The 15,061-nt window shown below is 59.9% G+C and carries 14 protein-coding genes and 4 tRNA genes; 16 read left to right on the top strand and 2 right to left on the bottom strand.

Annotated elements, in window-relative coordinates:
* The first annotated feature begins 94 nt into the window (after window positions 1–94).
* From accD to QF043_RS08835, 10 genes are all read left to right on the top strand, one after another.
* Window positions 95–1,015, top strand: a complete 921-nt coding sequence (accD, locus tag QF043_RS08790; protein ID WP_307418203.1) for an acetyl-CoA carboxylase, carboxyltransferase subunit beta — start codon at window positions 95–97, stop codon at window positions 1,013–1,015.
* Window positions 1,012–2,319, top strand: a complete 1,308-nt coding sequence (folC, locus tag QF043_RS08795; protein WP_307418204.1) for a bifunctional tetrahydrofolate synthase/dihydrofolate synthase — start codon at window positions 1,012–1,014, stop codon at window positions 2,317–2,319. Before accD ends, folC begins: the two co-directional genes overlap by 4 nt.
* The gene (locus QF043_RS08800) at window positions 2,303–2,977 is read left to right on the top strand and encodes an SPOR domain-containing protein (protein ID WP_305454302.1); all 675 of its coding nucleotides are present in this window, start codon (window positions 2,303–2,305) and stop codon (window positions 2,975–2,977) included. The genes folC and QF043_RS08800 overlap by 17 nt, the downstream gene beginning before the upstream one ends.
* 292 nt (window positions 2,978–3,269) lie before the next feature.
* Window positions 3,270–3,827, top strand: coding sequence for a CvpA family protein (locus QF043_RS08805; RefSeq protein ID WP_003212681.1), 558 nt, complete (start codon window positions 3,270–3,272; stop codon window positions 3,825–3,827).
* 41 nt (window positions 3,828–3,868) lie between these two features.
* Window positions 3,869–5,374, top strand: coding sequence for an amidophosphoribosyltransferase (purF, locus tag QF043_RS08810; RefSeq protein ID WP_017138746.1), 1,506 nt, complete (start codon window positions 3,869–3,871; stop codon window positions 5,372–5,374).
* 65 nt (window positions 5,375–5,439) lie between these two features.
* A complete protein-coding gene (locus QF043_RS08815) occupies window positions 5,440–6,651 on the top strand; it encodes an O-succinylhomoserine sulfhydrylase (RefSeq protein ID WP_307418205.1) in 1,212 nt (403 codons plus the stop codon).
* A gap of 11 nt (window positions 6,652–6,662) precedes the next feature.
* Window positions 6,663–7,427 carry an SDR family oxidoreductase gene (locus tag QF043_RS08820; protein ID WP_058419757.1) on the top strand — a complete coding sequence of 255 codons (765 nt, stop codon included), beginning with the start codon at window positions 6,663–6,665 and terminating at the stop codon, window positions 7,425–7,427.
* 107 nt (window positions 7,428–7,534) lie between these two features.
* Window positions 7,535–7,610: transfer RNA gene (locus tag QF043_RS08825), tRNA-Val, on the top strand.
* A 55-nt stretch (window positions 7,611–7,665) separates the two neighbouring features.
* A tRNA-Asp gene (locus tag QF043_RS08830) sits at window positions 7,666–7,742 on the top strand.
* 105 nt (window positions 7,743–7,847) lie between these two features.
* Window positions 7,848–7,924: transfer RNA gene (locus QF043_RS08835), tRNA-Asp, on the top strand.
* 220 nt (window positions 7,925–8,144) lie between these two features.
* Here QF043_RS08835 and QF043_RS08840 read toward each other — a convergent pair.
* Window positions 8,145–9,428, bottom strand: a complete 1,284-nt coding sequence (locus QF043_RS08840; protein WP_307418206.1) for an FAD-binding oxidoreductase — start codon at window positions 9,426–9,428, stop codon at window positions 8,145–8,147.
* Window positions 9,429–9,612: 184 nt separating this feature from the next.
* Here QF043_RS08840 and QF043_RS08845 point away from each other — a divergent pair.
* Window positions 9,613–9,689: transfer RNA gene (locus tag QF043_RS08845), tRNA-Val, on the top strand.
* Between the two features lie 128 nt (window positions 9,690–9,817).
* On the opposite strand, the gene QF043_RS08850 is transcribed toward QF043_RS08845, so the two are convergent.
* Complete coding sequence (locus tag QF043_RS08850; protein WP_307418207.1) at window positions 9,818–10,222, bottom strand: helix-turn-helix domain-containing protein; 405 nt, start codon at window positions 10,220–10,222, stop codon at window positions 9,818–9,820.
* A gap of 100 nt (window positions 10,223–10,322) precedes the next feature.
* On the opposite strand from QF043_RS08850, the gene QF043_RS08855 reads away from it, so the two are divergent.
* The 5 genes from QF043_RS08855 to QF043_RS08875 all read left to right on the top strand — a co-directional run bounded on the left by QF043_RS08855 (window position 10,323) and on the right by QF043_RS08875 (window position 15,061).
* Window positions 10,323–11,444: an NADH:flavin oxidoreductase gene (locus QF043_RS08855; protein ID WP_307421339.1), complete on the top strand. Its 1,122-nt coding sequence runs from the start codon at window positions 10,323–10,325 to the stop codon at window positions 11,442–11,444.
* Window positions 11,445–12,040: 596 nt separating this feature from the next.
* Window positions 12,041–12,670 carry a flagellar biosynthesis protein gene (locus QF043_RS08860; protein WP_307418208.1) on the top strand — a complete coding sequence of 210 codons (630 nt, stop codon included), beginning with the start codon at window positions 12,041–12,043 and terminating at the stop codon, window positions 12,668–12,670.
* Between the two features lie 59 nt (window positions 12,671–12,729).
* On the top strand, window positions 12,730–13,155 hold the full coding sequence (locus QF043_RS08865; protein WP_307418209.1) for an N-acetyltransferase: 426 nt from the start codon (window positions 12,730–12,732) through the stop codon (window positions 13,153–13,155).
* A gap of 242 nt (window positions 13,156–13,397) precedes the next feature.
* Window positions 13,398–14,114, top strand: coding sequence for a DUF969 domain-containing protein (locus tag QF043_RS08870; protein ID WP_305454298.1), 717 nt, complete (start codon window positions 13,398–13,400; stop codon window positions 14,112–14,114).
* Complete coding sequence (locus QF043_RS08875; RefSeq protein WP_138451949.1) at window positions 14,111–15,061, top strand: DUF979 domain-containing protein; 951 nt, start codon at window positions 14,111–14,113, stop codon at window positions 15,059–15,061. The genes QF043_RS08870 and QF043_RS08875 overlap by 4 nt, the downstream gene beginning before the upstream one ends.

The following is a 15,061-nucleotide window of genomic DNA, read 5'->3' on the forward strand; positions in this document are numbered from 1 at the left end:
GACCCCGTCCAGCCTGTGTCATCGCCACATATGAATTTAGCTCAAGGGCATACGCGGGGCTGTGTTCAAGCCACCGGTACTGGAGAAAGAAAGCATGAGCAACTGGTTAGTAGACAAACTGATCCCTTCGATCATGCGTTCCGAGGTGAAGAAAAGCTCGGTTCCTGAAGGTCTGTGGCACAAGTGCCCATCCTGCGAAGCGGTGCTGTACCGCCCGGAGCTGGAAAAGACCCTGGACGTTTGCCCCAAGTGCAACCACCACATGCGTATCGGCGCCCGCGCGCGCATCGACATCTTCCTTGATGCCGACGGCCGTAACGAGCTGGGCGCAGACCTGGAGCCGGTAGACCGTCTCAAGTTCCGCGACGGCAAGAAGTACAAGGACCGCCTGACCGCTGCGCAGAAGCAGACCGGCGAAAAAGACGCGCTGATTTCGGTCAGCGGCAAGCTGCTGGGCATGCCGGTGGTAGTGTCCGCGTTCGAGTTCTCCTTCATGGGCGGCTCCATGGGTGCCATCGTTGGTGAGCGTTTTGTACGTGCCGCCAACTACGCGCTGGAAAACCGTTGCCCGATGATCTGCTTTGCCGCCTCCGGTGGTGCGCGCATGCAGGAAGCGCTGATCTCCCTGATGCAAATGGCCAAGACCTCTGCGGTGCTGGCGCGTCTGCGTGAAGAAGGCATCCCGTTCATCTCGGTACTGACCGACCCGGTTTACGGCGGCGTTTCCGCCAGCCTGGCGATGCTGGGCGACGTGATCGTCGGCGAGCCGAAAGCGCTGATCGGCTTTGCCGGCCCGCGCGTGATCGAGCAAACCGTGCGTGAAAAACTGCCGGAAGGCTTCCAGCGCAGCGAGTTCCTGCTGGAGCACGGTGCGATCGACCTGATCATCCCGCGCGGTGAACTGCGTCCGCGCCTGGGTAACCTGCTGGCGCAAATGATGGGCTTGCCGACGCCTGTGTATGTCGCACCAAAAATCGAACCTATCGTTGTTCCGCCGGTGCCAGCAAACCTATGACCCAACGTACCCTGGGCGAATGGCTCGCCTACCTTGAGCAGTTGCATCCGTCAGCCATCGACATGGGCCTGGAGCGCTCGCAACAGGTAGCGGCCCGCCTCGGGTTGGGCCGGCCGGCGCCGCGTGTGATCACGGTGACCGGCACCAACGGCAAAGGCTCTACCTGTGCCTTTGTCGCGGCGCTGCTGCAAGCCCAAGGGCTTAAAGTAGGCGTCTACAATTCTCCGCACCTGCTGCGTTATAACGAGCGGGTGCAGCTCAATGGTGTCGAAGCCACTGACGCACAGCTCTGCGAAGCCTTCGCCGCACTGGATGCCGGGCGTGGCGAAATTTCCCTGACCTACTTCGAAATGGGCACCTTGGCGGCGTTCTGGCTGTTCGAGCGTGCGCAGTTGGATGTGGTCGTGCTGGAAGTCGGGCTTGGCGGGCGCCTGGATACCGTCAACGTGGTGGACGCCGATATTGCGCTGGTAACCAGCATTGGTGTCGACCATGCGGACTATCTGGGCAATACCCGCGAGTCGGTGTCTTATGAAAAGGCCGGGATCTTCCGCCAGGGCAAGCCGGCGCTGTGTGGTGACCTGGACCCGCCGCAGCCTTTGCTGGACAAGGTGCGCGAGCTGGATTGTCCGTTTTACCTGCGCGGCCGCGAATTCAATCTCGAAGTTGGCGACCAGCATTGGCAGTGGCGCGGGCGTGACGCGCGCGGTCAGGTGGTAGCGCTGCGGGATTTGCCGCTGCTGAACCTGCCGATGGAAAACGCCGCCCTCGCGCTGCAGGCCTATCTGTTGATGGACCTGCCGTGGAATCCCGAGCAGATCGCCGCCACGTTGCTGGCTACCCGTGTAGTGGGGCGCCTGGATCGCCGCACATTCGAGTGGGAAGGCAAGCGCCTGAACGTGTTGCTGGATGTGGGGCACAACCCGCACGCCGCCGAGTACCTGGCGCAACGCCTGGCGCGCACGCCGCCGGTGGGTCGGCGCCTGGCGGTATTCGGCTTGTTGGCCGACAAGGATCTGGAGGGTGTGGTTGCGCCGTTACTCGGCAATGTCCAGGCTTGGGCGGTAGCGCCGCTGGACACGTCGCGCAGTCGCCCGGCTGCGGAACTGCAAGTGGCCTTGCAGAACCTTGGCGCGCCGGTGGCGTCGTATGCAAGCGTCACTGCAGCGCTTGAAGCGCAATGTGCGGTGGCGACGGCCGAGGACGAGATTCTGTTGTTCGGATCATTTTATTGTGTTGCCGAGGCGCTTGAGTGGTTGGCCCGGCGCTCCACGGAGGAAGCTGCACATGGCATTACTGGATAGCGCATACAAGCAGCGAATGGTCGGAGCGCTGGTATTGGTGGCATTGGCGGTGATTTTCCTGCCGATGCTGTTTTCGCGCCAGGACGAACAGCGTCAGGTCGTGGTCGAGGCACCGGCAGCGCCACAGGCGCCAGCGATGCCGCAGGTTCAGGTAGAGCCGGTGGTGGTGCCCGAGCCGCAGGCGCTGCCTGAAGAACCGGTGCCGAGCGATGACGAGGTGGCTGCGCAAACGGCTCCAGCGGCGCCAGCAGCGCCGGTGCAACAGAGCGTGCCGGTGGTCAAGCCGGCGCCCGCTCCAGCGGCTCCTGTGGTGGCTGCCAAGCCTGCAGCGCCAGCCCCTGCACCCAAGCCGGTAGCGCCGCAACCTGCCGCACCGGGTAAGCCGGATGTCGGTCAAAGCCGTATCGACCCGAATGGCCTGCCGATCAGTTGGTCGATCCAGCTCGCCAGCCTGGCCAACCGTGAAAGCGCCGATGCCTTGCAGAAAAAACTGCGTGCCCAGGGCTATAACGCCTATATCCGCAGTGCCGACGGCAAAAATCGCGTATTCATCGGGCCGCTGATCGAGCGCGCCGAGGCGGATCGCCTGCGTGACCTGCTGGGGCGTCAGCAGAACCTGAATGGGTTTGTGGTGCGGTTCCAGCCTGAGCGCGGCTGAGTAACAGACGACTTCTAGTTGGAATGCAGGCCAAATGGGGGAGCTGGCTTGTGTGGGAGCTGGCTTGCCTGCGATGCAGGCGCCTCGGACTTTAAGTTAGACCGCGGTGATGCCATCGCAGGCAAGCCAGCTCCCACACAAGCCTGACTCCCACACAAGCCCAGCTCCCACAGTGTTTGGGTGGTCTTTAGATTGCTCAACCCATTGATTTGCAAAGCACCCACAATCACAGCTTACCGATAGCCCAGCGCTCTGCTAAAATGCGCCGCCTTATCCGTACGTAGGCTGCACTGTGCCATTTACCTGGGTTGATTGGGCGATCGTAGCAATCGTCGCCATCTCCGCTTTGATCAGTCTAAGCCGCGGCTTCGTAAAAGAAGCACTGTCGTTGCTGACCTGGATCATCGCAGGAGTTGTAGCCTGGATGTTCGGTGGTTCACTGTCGGTTTACCTGGCCGGGTATATCGAAACACCTTCGGCTCGCGTCATTGCGGGCTGCGCCATCATGTTCATCGCCACGCTGTTGGTGGGGGCAATGGTCAATTATCTTATTGGCGAGTTGATACGTGTCACCGGCCTTTCCGGGACCGATCGATTTCTCGGCATGGCCTTCGGCGCCGCACGTGGCGGCTTGCTGGTGGTTGTGGCGGTCGGGCTGTTGAGCCTGGGGCCGGTACAGCAGGATTCGTGGTGGCAGGAGTCGGTACTCGTGCCAAAATTTCTATTGGTTGCAGATTGGTCCAAGAACCTCATATTGGGGTGGAGCAGTCAGTGGCTGGCCAGCGGAATCAGCGTACCCGCTGATCTTCCGTTCAAGGAACACCTCTTGCCGGCCAAAACGCCTCAGTAAGTAGTGTTCAGTCAAGATTCATTAAGTAGGGGTTGCGTCGCATGTGTGGCATCGTCGGTATCGTCGGTAAGTCGAACGTCAATCAGGCGCTGTATGACGCGCTAACCGTCCTCCAGCACCGCGGCCAGGACGCTGCCGGTATTGTGACCAGCCACGACGGCCGGTTATTCCTGCGCAAGGACAATGGCCTGGTGCGTGACGTGTTCCATCAGCGTCACATGCAGCGCCTCGTCGGGCACATGGGCATTGGCCATGTGCGTTACCCGACTGCCGGTAGCTCGACCTCGGCCGAAGCTCAACCGTTTTACGTCAACTCGCCTTACGGCATCACCCTGGCGCACAACGGTAACCTGACCAACGTTGAACAGCTGGCCAAGGAGATTTACGAATCTGACCTGCGCCACGTCAACACCAACTCCGACTCGGAAGTGCTGCTCAACGTGTTCGCCCACGAGCTGGCCCAGCGCGGCAAGCTGCAGCCGACCGAAGAAGATGTGTTCGCCGCCGTGACTGACGTGCACAACCGTTGTGTCGGTGGTTATGCTGTCGTCGCAATGATCACCGGTTATGGCATCGTCGGTTTCCGTGACCCGCACGGCATTCGCCCAATCGTGTTCGGCCAGCGTCACACCGACGAAGGCGTCGAGTACATGATCGCCTCCGAAAGCGTGTCCCTGGATGTGCTGGGCTTCACCCTGATCCGCGACCTCGCGCCGGGCGAAGCGGTGTACATCACCGAAGACGGCAAGCTGCACACCCGTCAGTGCGCGATTGCGCCGAAACTCACCCCGTGCATCTTCGAACACGTCTACCTGGCGCGTCCGGACTCGATCATCGACGGTGTTTCGGTGTACAAGGCGCGCCTGCGCATGGGCGAGAAGCTGGCCGAGAAGATCCTGCGCGAGCGTCCCGAGCACGATATCGACGTGGTGATCCCGATCCCGGACACCAGCCGTACCGCTGCGCTGGAGCTGGCCAACCACTTGGGCGTCAAGTTCCGCGAAGGCTTCGTCAAGAACCGTTACATCGGCCGTACCTTCATCATGCCTGGCCAGGCAGCCCGCAAGAAGTCGGTGCGCCAGAAGCTCAACGCCATCGAGCTGGAGTTCCGCGGCAAGAACGTGATGCTGGTCGACGATTCCATCGTGCGCGGCACCACCTGCAAGCAGATCATCCAGATGGCCCGCGAAGCCGGTGCGAAGAACGTGTACTTCTGCTCCGCCGCACCTGCCGTGCGTTATCCGAACGTTTACGGTATCGACATGCCGAGCGCCCACGAGTTGATCGCTCACAACCGTTCGACCCAGGATGTGGCCGACCTGATCGGCGCTGACTGGTTGATCTATCAGGACCTGCCGGACCTGATCGAGGCGGTCGGTGGTGGCAAGATCAAGATCGCCGAGTTCGACTGCGCCGTGTTCGACGGCAAGTATGTGACGGGCGATGTCGATGAGGCCTACCTGAACAAGATCGAGCAGGCGCGTAACGATTCATCGAAGATCAAGACCCAGGCGGTCAGCGCGATCATCGATCTGTACAACAACTGAGTAAACACCGGCCCTGAGGGGCCGGTTTTGTATCTTAAACAGAGTATTGAGTAAGGAGTCGCAGCATGAGTCAGGAATGGGATGCCGGTCGGTTGGACAGCGACCTCGATGGCGTAGCTTTCGATACCCTGGCTGTGCGCGCCGGTCAGCACCGCACCCCGGAAGGTGAGCACGGTGACCCGATGTTCTTCACTTCCAGCTATGTGTTCCGCACCGCTGCCGACGCGGCTGCGCGCTTTGCCGGCGAAGTGCCGGGCAACGTCTATTCGCGTTACACCAACCCGACCGTGCGTGCGTTCGAAGAGCGTATCGCCGCCCTGGAAGGTGCCGAGCAAGCAGTGGCCACGGCGACCGGCATGGCCGCGATCCTGGCTGTGGTGATGAGCCTGTGCAGTGCTGGCGACCATGTGCTGGTGTCGCGCAGTGTGTTCGGCTCCACCATCAGCCTGTTCGAGAAGTACTTCAAGCGCTTCGGCATCGAAGTGGACTACGTGCCCCTGGCGGATCTGTCCGGCTGGGATGCGGCGATCAAGGCCAACACCAAGTTGTTGTTCGTCGAGTCGCCTTCCAACCCGCTGGCCGAGTTGGTGGATATCGCCGCGTTGTCCGAAGTGGCCCACGCCAAGGGCGCGATGCTGGTGGTCGATAACTGCTTCTGCACGCCGGCGCTGCAACAGCCGTTGAAGCTGGGCGCGGACATTGTTGTGCACTCGGCCACCAAGTTCATCGACGGCCAGGGTCGTTGCATGGGCGGCGTAGTCGCCGGCCGCAGCGAGCAGATGAAGGAAGTGGTGGGCTTCTTGCGCACCGCCGGGCCGACCCTGAGCCCGTTTAACGCCTGGATCTTCCTCAAAGGCCTGGAGACTCTCAGCCTGCGTATGAAGGCCCACTGTGCCAACGCCCAGGCCCTGGCCGAGTGGCTGGAGCAGCAGGACGGGATTGAGAAAGTCCACTACGCCGGTCTCAAGAGCCACCCGCAACACGCGTTGGCCCAGCGCCAGCAGCGTGGTTTCGGCGCCGTGGTGAGCTTTGAAGTAAAAGGCGGCAAAGACGGTGCCTGGCGCTTTATCGATGCGACGCGCCTGATCTCCATCACGGCCAACCTGGGTGACAGCAAAACTACCATCACCCACCCGGGCACCACCTCCCACGGGCGCCTGGCGCCGCAGGAACGTGAAGCTGCCGGCATCCGTGACAGCCTGATCCGCATTGCAGTGGGCCTGGAAGACGTAGCTGACCTGCAAGCTGACCTGGCTCGCGGGCTGGCGGCCTTGTGATCGAGTGGTCCATGGAAACGGCAGCGGCCGGTAACGGCCGTGTTGCGCTGGTGACGGGCGCCGCCCGGGGCATTGGTCTCGGGATCGCGGCGTGGCTGATCAGCGAAGGCTGGCAGGTGGTGTTGACCGACCTGGACCGCGAGCGCGGTTCCAAGGTGTCCAGGGTGCTGGGTGACAACGCCTGGTTTATCACCATGGACGTGGCCGACGAGAAGCAGGTCGCCCAGGGCGTTGCCGAAGTGCTCGGCCAGTTCGGGCGCCTGGATGCGTTGGTGTGCAACGCAGCGGTGGCCGACCCGCGCAATATCACCCTCGAAAGCCTCGACCTGGCGTACTGGAATCGCGTGCTGGCGGTGAACCTCAGCGGGCCGATGTTGCTGGCCAAGCACTGTGCGCCTTACCTGCGTGCCCATGGCGGCGCGATCGTCAACCTGGCCTCGACCCGTGCGCGTCAATCGGAGCCCGACACCGAGGCCTATGCGGCGAGCAAGGGCGGGCTGCTGGCCCTGACGCACGCCTTGGCCATGAGTCTTGGGCCGGAGGTGCGGGTCAATGCCGTCAGCCCTGGCTGGATCGATGCGCGTGACCCTGCGGCGCGGCGTGCCGAACCTTTGACCGATGCCGATCATGCCCAGCATCCGGCGGGCAGGGTGGGCACGGTTGAGGACGTGGCGGCGATGGTGGCGTGGCTGCTGTCGCGTCAGGCGGGGTTTGTCACCGGGCAAGAGTTTGTGGTTGACGGCGGTATGAGCAAGAAGATGATTTACAGCGAGTAGGGCAGGTAGCCGTCTTGAAGCAATTTTGTCTTTTTCAGAAAAACTTCAAGCAGGCTATTGACTTAGGTCCGCTACCTGCGTAAATTTCGCGGCCTCAACGAAGCAAAGGGTGATTAGCTCAGCTGGGAGAGCATCTGCCTTACAAGCAGAGGGTCGGCGGTTCGATCCCGTCATCACCCACCACTTCTTGAGAGTTTTGCCTTCGGGCAAGACGCAACGTTAAAGGTTGCACCGACGCGCAGCGGTAGTTCAGTCGGTTAGAATACCGGCCTGTCACGCCGGGGGTCGCGGGTTCGAGTCCCGTCCGCTGCGCCATATTTTCCAGGTCCGATTTATCGGGTTTGAGATTGAACAGCTTGGGCTGCTCAGTCAGATGTTTAAAGGCGGTTGAGCGTTTAGGCTCAGCTGGTCAAGCGATACGCAGCGGTAGTTCAGTCGGTTAGAATACCGGCCTGTCACGCCGGGGGTCGCGGGTTCGAGTCCCGTCCGCTGCGCCATATCTGTTTCAAGGCCCACTGAACGCCTTGGAACACAAAGCAAGCGTTAAGCTGCTTTGACCCGATAGCAAACACCCTGGTCGAAAGACCGGGGTTTTTTGTGTCTGCGATTTGGCTTTATGTGGGAGCGGGCTTGCTCGCGAATGCGGTGGTTCAGTGAAAAGTGCTCTCGCTGACACACCGCATTCGCGAGCAAGCCCGCTCCCACAGTTGTATTGCCTCAGAACCCCAACTTATCCCGCAGCCCGTAATACCAAGCGCCCAGTGCCGCAAACGGTGTGCGCAACAGTTGCCCGCCCGGGAACGGGTAGTGCGGCAAGTCGGCAAACGCGTCAAAACGCTCTGCCTGGCCTCTCAACGCCTCTGCCAGCACCTTGCCAGCCAGGTGCGTGTACGTCACGCCGTGGCCACTGCAGCCTTGTGAGTAATAAATGTTGTCGCCCAGGCGACCCACCTGTGGCAGGCGCGACAGAGTCAGCAGGAAATTGCCGGTCCAGGCGTAATCAATCTTCACATCCTTGAGCTGCGGGAAGGCCTTGAGCATCTTCGGGCGGATGATCGCTTCGATGTTGGCCGGGTCGCGTGCGCCATACACCACGCCGCCGCCGAAGATCAGGCGCTTGTCACTGGTGAGGCGGTAGTAGTCCAGCAAGTAGTTGCAGTCCTCGACGCAGTAATCCTGGGGCAGCAAGGTCTTGGCCAGTTCATCGCCCAGCGGCGCGGTGGTGATGACCTGGGTGCCGCACGGCATCGACTTGGCCGCCAGCTCCGGCACCAGATTGCCCAGGTAGGCATTGCCGGCCACGATGATGAACTTGGCCCTGACCTTGCCCTCGGCGGTGTGCACCACCGGGTTGGCGCCGCGCTCGATGCGCACCGCCGCCGATTGCTCGTAAATCGTGCCGCCCAGGGATTCCACCGCCGCGGCTTCGCCCAGTGCCAGGTTGAGCGGGTGAATATGCCCGCCGCTCATGTCCAGCAGGCCGCCGACATAGTTGTCACAGGCCACTACTTCGCGGATACGGCGCTCATCCAGCAACTCAAGTTGCGTATGACCATAGCGCTCCCACAGGCGCTGCTGGGACTCCAGGTGGCCCATGTGCTTGCTGTTGAGCGCAGCGAACACGCCGCCGTCCTTCAAGTCACACTGGATCTGGTACTTGGCCACGCGCTCGCGAATGATCCTGCCGCCTTCAAACGCCATCTGCCCCAACAGTTGCGCCTGCTTGGGGCCGACGCTGCGTTCGATCACGTCGATGTCGCGGCTATAGCTGTTGACGATCTGCCCGCCATTACGGCCCGAGGCGCCAAACCCGACCTTGGCGGCTTCCAGTACCGTCACGCGAAAACCGTTCTCCAGCAGAAACAGCGCGCTGGACAGGCCGGTGTAACCGGCGCCAATCACGCACACATCGGTTTCGACTTCACCTTGCAGCACCGGGCGTGGCGCAACCGCATTCGCGGACGCGGCGTAATACGACTGGGGGTAGGGGGTGTTCGCCATCCTGGAACCTCTGTTTTATATTTTTTACGATTGCGCCGATCCTACCTGAGTTGAAAAATGCCTGCCAGCCACCCAAAAATCCTGGGCATGCCTTTCACAAATAAAAAATTCGCATATTCATAGGGTTAGCTGCAAAAAAGATGTTGACACACCTTCGGAATTCCGTAGAATGCCGCCTCACAGCAGGCACGTAGCTCAGTTGGTTAGAGCACCACCTTGACATGGTGGGGGTCGTTGGTTCGAGTCCAATCGCGCCTACCAAACAAAATCCGCTCTGCTGGGCGGTCTAGAAGGGCTCACCGAAAGGTGGGCCCTTTTTTGTTGCCTGCGATTTGTAAAACTCCCTTCTCAACACTCCCGCCGCTATCGTTAAGCTTTTACCCGTCGTGTTACTGCTCTTCTGCACGCTTATCGAAGGCCTCCTGGGCGTTCTTGACCGCGTCAGAATATTGGAGTGTCCACCTGTACAACGCACGAAATGGCTCTTCCAGCGTATGCCCCAGGTCGGTAACGCTGTATTCGACGGCGACTTGAGAAGACGGAATGACGCGGCGCGACAAAATGCCGTTACGCTCCAGGCGACGCAGGCTTTGCGTGAGCGCTTTTTGCGTTATGCCATCGAGTCGACGTTTGATTTCGTTGAAGCGCAGCGGGCTTTTACACAGCGTTGCCAGTATCAATACGGACCACTTGTCCGCGATCTGATCGAGCAATACCCGGCTTGAGCAATCAGCGGCATAGACGACTGGAGGGCTCTGGTTTTGTTCCAGCGCCTGAATACCGTGTTCCTGCATGTGGTTTCCTCGCGTAAACCTGAGCACTTATAAGTGCCTTATTGATATTAGGTATACATCTTATACCATGAGATCTCCTTTTTGCTCGGAGCATCTTTCCATGAGTTCTACCCAGCTCGACTCTCTGTTTCAGCCATTCACGATCAAGTCTTTGAGCCTGAAGAATCGAATTGTAATGGCCCCTATGACGCGCGCTTTCGCCAAGGGCGGTGTGCCTGACGAGCAAATTGCCGCCTATTACCGCAAGCGCGCGGAAAACCAGGTCGGGTTGATTCTGTCTGAGGGGACTGTGGTGGATCGTCCTGGCGCGCGTAACATGTCGGGGATTCCGTTTTTCCATGGCGATGAATCACTCGCAGGCTGGAAGGCAGTCATCGACGGTGTTCACAGTGCCGGTGGCAAAATGGGGCCGCAGATTTGGCACGTAGGGGCCGCGCCCAGCTTCCAGGAAGACTGGGCACCCGCCGGTGGGTTTGAGAGCCCGTCCGGGCTTGCCGGCCCGCAGAAACCACTGGGGCAGGCCATGAATGATGAGGCGATTGCCGACACCATCGCGGCATTCGCCAGGGCCGCCGCTGATTCCCAGCGACTGGGTTTTGATACGGTCGAAATACACGGGGCCCACGGATACCTGTTGGACCAGTTTTTCTGGCCGGGTACGAATGAGCGCGCCGACCGTTTCAATGGTGCAACGATCAAGGAGCGCTCACGGTTCGCAGCGGAAGTGGTCAAGGCCATACGCGCCGCCGTAGGCCCGGATTTCCCGGTGATTCTGCGTCTGAGTCAGTGGAAGCAGCAGGATTACAGCGCCCGTTTGGCGACAACCCCTGAAAGCATGTCCGATTGGCTGGTGCCTCTGGTGGAAGCCGGCGTGGACATTTTGCATTGCTCTCAACGGCGCTTTTGGGAAGCCGAGTTTCCGGAGCTGGACGGCGAACAGGGTCTGAATTTTGCCGGTTGGGCCAAAAAGCTGACGGGCGCTGCGACTATCAGTGTCGGCTCTGTGGGCTTGTCCGGCGACTTCCTCGGCGCCTTCAGCGGCGAAAGCTCCCAACCGGCTGCGATCGACAATTTGGTAAAGCGACTGGAGAACGAAGAGTTCGACTTGATCGCTGTTGGGCGGGCACTGTTGAGTGACGCGCAGTGGGTAAGGAAAATCCGATCGGGTAATTCGGCCGACTTGAAGCCTTTTGATGTAAAAGACTTGGCCGAGTTGGCCTGAGTTTCGCACCTGCGGCACGTGCAAAACCTTGAGTGTTGAAGGGCTCACCGAACGGTGGGCTCTTTTTTTTGGCTGGAATTTTGGCAATACCTGCCCAGACCGCTTGGCGGGTTACTGCGTTGAAAAGTGGATTAGCAGAAAAGCGTCGCCACCGATAACAGGCAGATAATCTGTGCAAACATTTGGCAGCGTATCTCACCATTTGTTGTCGCCATACTCTTTTGTCCGGCGTACATAGCGTTTGCCTCCGTCGGCAATACTGCGCTGAGCGCTGCGCAGGACCGCGCAGCACTTCAATGAGTATAGGCCCGGAATCGGATTCCCCACGGTCAAGCCGCTCCTATGCGACCGAGCGCAGTTATCCCTACCCTTGCGGGCTGTCACTGTGGCGAGCAGGCTTGCCCTGCGTTGGGCTGCGAAGCCGCCCCGGTACCTTGAAAATCATGATGTTGAACGCCCCAACTAAATGCTGCGGGCATACGCGCAAATCGCCTGCTTTTAGCGTTTTGCGAGTAATGCTGAAGTGCCATCTTCTAGGTACACTCGCCATCGACCGGTCCCGGTCGTGCCAATGACGGCGATATGGAGTAGAAGCTATGAGCGTTCGCACAGTGTTGGGGGTTGCAGCATTAATGGTTTTGGCAGGATGCGCCACAAGCCGCTCGGAATTAGATATCAATGTTGCTTCATTGGCTGCTACCCAGCCCGTCGCAACCAGTAATGGCAAGAAGGTGCTGATCAGCACTGTTGACGAACGCGTCTTTGAAATTTCCCCCCGTAGCGCCGATATCCCTTCGTTGAAAAATGACGAAGTGGCCGATAAGTCGATCACTGAACGTGCCATTGCGCGCAAGAGAAATGGCTTTGGCAAAGGGCTGGGTGATGTATTGCTACCGTCCGGTCGTACCGTCTCCCAGTTGGTGAATGAGTCGGTTGCCGCCGCCTACAAGCAGGCGGGTTACCAAGTAGTCACCGAACCGGGCACTGCGGATGCGGCACCTGTAAAGGTGCATATCGTTGAGTTCTGGTCTTGGTTTAGCCCAGGGTTCTTCTCAGTAGACGTCACCAACAAATCCCATCTGCGTATTGAAACTCCCGGCCAGACCACGTTGAACGTGGTGACGCGAAAAAGCGAAAGCATGCAGGCTGTGACTGAAAGCGATTGGAAAAAAATCACTGAGGCTGGCTTGCAGGAAGTGCAGCGGGAAACGCTCAAGCAGCTCTGACTGTCTGCCGCGCCCAAGGCATACTAAGCGGCGACTGAATTCAACCCAGGGAGTCTGTGATGGTATTGGCAATGGAAGTATCGTTCGACGTGACGGCACAGGAACGTGAGGCCATCCTCACGCCGCTGAGGGCTTACAACCGCAGCCACACCGGCAAGATGCCGTCCGAAACGGTCGGCATTCTGCTGCGTGATCCTGCTTCTCAAGAGGTGGTCGGCGGTCTTTACGGCGAGATTTCCTTTGGATGGTTGTTCATTGAGCTCTTGAGCATCCCTGACCAGATGCGCACCCAAGGCACGGGCACACGATTGATGCGTGCGGCTGAAGACTTGGCCCGTGAGCGCGGATGCGAGGGCATCTGGCTGGACACGTTCAGCTTCCAGGCGCCCGGGTTTTATCGCAAGCAGGGCTTCACTGAATTTGGCCATATTGCTGATTTCCCGCCGGGCCATAAACGCCATTTTTTCCACAAACGCTTGAGCTGAGCGCCCGCAAAGCGCCGGGCCATCCGGCGCTAATCACCGACAAAATTTATTGGTTTGCAGCAACAATTTTTCTTGTTGGACACCTCCCGCCCCCAAGCAGCACAGTTGCCGCCACTGACGCTCGACCTTCCAGGTCAACAATAAAAAACCACGTCGGGCTGCACGCCACTTTCATGCTGTGAACCCTTTGTTCACATCCTGCCGTCATGGCGCCGCAGCGCGCATTCTAGGACTTCATCGTCATGCAAACTGTTGTGAACCTATGGCCGTTGATCGGCGTACTTGTCATCGTGGTTGGCTTCGTCCTGCGCTTCAATCCGTTGCTGGTGGTGACCGCCGCAGCCATCGCCACCGGGCTTGCCGCCCACTTCCCGTTGGAAAAAATCCTCGCCAGCATGGGTGAAGGCTTCCTTCAGACCCGCGCCCTGCAATTGATCCTGTTGCTGCCCCTGGCCGTCATTGGCCTGTTGGAGCGCCATGGCCTGCGCCTGCATGCGCAGAACTGGATCGCCCGCTTCGAGCGCGCCACTGTCGGGCGCTTGTTGATCATCTACCTGTTCGTGCGCGAGTCCACGGCGGCCATGGGCCTCACTAGCCTGGGCGGGCATCCGCAGATGGTGCGCCCGTTGTTGGCACCGATGGCCGAGGGCGCAGCGGAAAAACGCTACGGCAAGCTGCCGGACAAGGTGCGCCACAAGGTATTGGCGATGTGTGCGGCGACCGACAACGTCGGGCTGTTTTTTGGCGAAGATATTTTTGTCGCCTTTGGTGCGATTGCGCTGATGCACACCTTCCTGCTCGGTTCGGGAATTGATGTAGAGCCTTTACACATCGCGGTGTGGGGCATCCCGACGGCGATTTGTGCGTTTATCATCCACGCGATTCGCCTGCATCGGTTCGACCGCAGGCTTACCCGCGAGATGACGCCCGTCGCCACCCCGGTGGAGTCTGCGCAATGATCATCTCCATCGAGTACCTGTACTGGCTGGCCGGCATTCTGCTGTTGATTACCGCCGGCATGATCCTGCTGGATCGAACTCATCCCAAACGCTGGTCCAGCGCGGTGTTCTGGCTGTTATTCGCCATTCCGTTCCTGGTCGGGGAGCGCTTACCGCCGGTGGTTATCGGCGTGGGCGTGGTGATCATGGCCTTGATCGCAGGTTTGGGCGGCGTGGGGCGTGGCGCGCATGCCCAGTTGCATGACAAGTCTGCCCGCGCCAGTGCCGGTCGGCTTGGCCACAAGCTGTTTATCCCGGCGTTGGCCATTCCGCTGACCACCGTGATTGGCTCGGTATTGCTCAAGCACACCGAAATCGGCGGTGTGCCGCTGCTGGATCCGAAAAACACTACCTTTGTCTCCCTGGGCATCGGTTGCCTGATCGCCCTCGGCCTGGCCTGCTGGCTGACCCGCGACACACCGGTGCAAGCCTTGCGCGAGTCCCGGCGCCTGACCGAAGCCTTGGGCTGGGCCATGGTGCTCCCGCAAATGCTCGCCATGCTCGGCTTGCTGTTCAATGAAGCCGGGGTCGGCACCGCGGTTGCCCATGTCACTACCACCTATATCAACCTGGATTTCAAGCTGGTGGCGGTGATGGTGTATGTATTGGGCATGGCGTTGTTTACGGTGATCATGGGCAATGGTTTTGCCGCGTTCCCGGTGATGACCGGTGGTGTCGGCGTGCCGGTGCTGGTGGGCATCTATGGCGGCAACCCGGCGGTGATGGCGGCGATTGGCATGTTCTCCGGCTATTGCGGCACGTTGATGACGCCGATGGCGGCCAACTTCAATATTGTCCCGGCAGCCTTGCTGGAGTTGCCCGACAAGAACGCGGTCATCAAAGCGCAGCTGCCGACGGCACTGATGATGCTGGTGGTCAATATTGTGCTGCTCTACCTGTTGATGTGA

It is taken from the genome of Pseudomonas sp. W3I7, assembly GCF_030816095.1.
Classification (GTDB): Bacteria; Pseudomonadota; Gammaproteobacteria; order Pseudomonadales; family Pseudomonadaceae; genus Aquipseudomonas; species Aquipseudomonas salomonii.

Excerpts from the sequence above, each read along its gene's own strand:
- accD (WP_307418203.1), top strand. The coding sequence starts at position 95 with ATGAGCAACTGGTTAGTAGACAAACTGATCCCTTCGATCATGCGTTCC.
- folC (WP_307418204.1), top strand. The coding sequence starts at position 1,012 with ATGACCCAACGTACCCTGGGCGAATGGCTCGCCTACCTTGAGCAGTTG.
- QF043_RS08800 (WP_305454302.1), top strand. The coding sequence starts at position 2,303 with ATGGCATTACTGGATAGCGCATACAAGCAGCGAATGGTCGGAGCGCTG.
- purF (WP_017138746.1), top strand. The coding sequence starts at position 3,869 with ATGTGTGGCATCGTCGGTATCGTCGGTAAGTCGAACGTCAATCAGGCG.
- QF043_RS08815 (WP_307418205.1), top strand. The coding sequence starts at position 5,440 with ATGAGTCAGGAATGGGATGCCGGTCGGTTGGACAGCGACCTCGATGGC.
- QF043_RS08820 (WP_058419757.1), top strand. The coding sequence starts at position 6,663 with ATGGAAACGGCAGCGGCCGGTAACGGCCGTGTTGCGCTGGTGACGGGC.
- QF043_RS08840 (WP_307418206.1), bottom strand. The coding sequence starts at position 9,428 with ATGGCGAACACCCCCTACCCCCAGTCGTATTACGCCGCGTCCGCGAAT.
- QF043_RS08850 (WP_307418207.1), bottom strand. The coding sequence starts at position 10,222 with ATGCAGGAACACGGTATTCAGGCGCTGGAACAAAACCAGAGCCCTCCA.
- QF043_RS08855 (WP_307421339.1), top strand. The coding sequence starts at position 10,323 with ATGAGTTCTACCCAGCTCGACTCTCTGTTTCAGCCATTCACGATCAAG.
- QF043_RS08860 (WP_307418208.1), top strand. The coding sequence starts at position 12,041 with ATGAGCGTTCGCACAGTGTTGGGGGTTGCAGCATTAATGGTTTTGGCA.
- QF043_RS08865 (WP_307418209.1), top strand. The coding sequence starts at position 12,730 with ATGGTATTGGCAATGGAAGTATCGTTCGACGTGACGGCACAGGAACGT.
- QF043_RS08870 (WP_305454298.1), top strand. The coding sequence starts at position 13,398 with ATGCAAACTGTTGTGAACCTATGGCCGTTGATCGGCGTACTTGTCATC.
- QF043_RS08875 (WP_138451949.1), top strand. The coding sequence starts at position 14,111 with ATGATCATCTCCATCGAGTACCTGTACTGGCTGGCCGGCATTCTGCTG.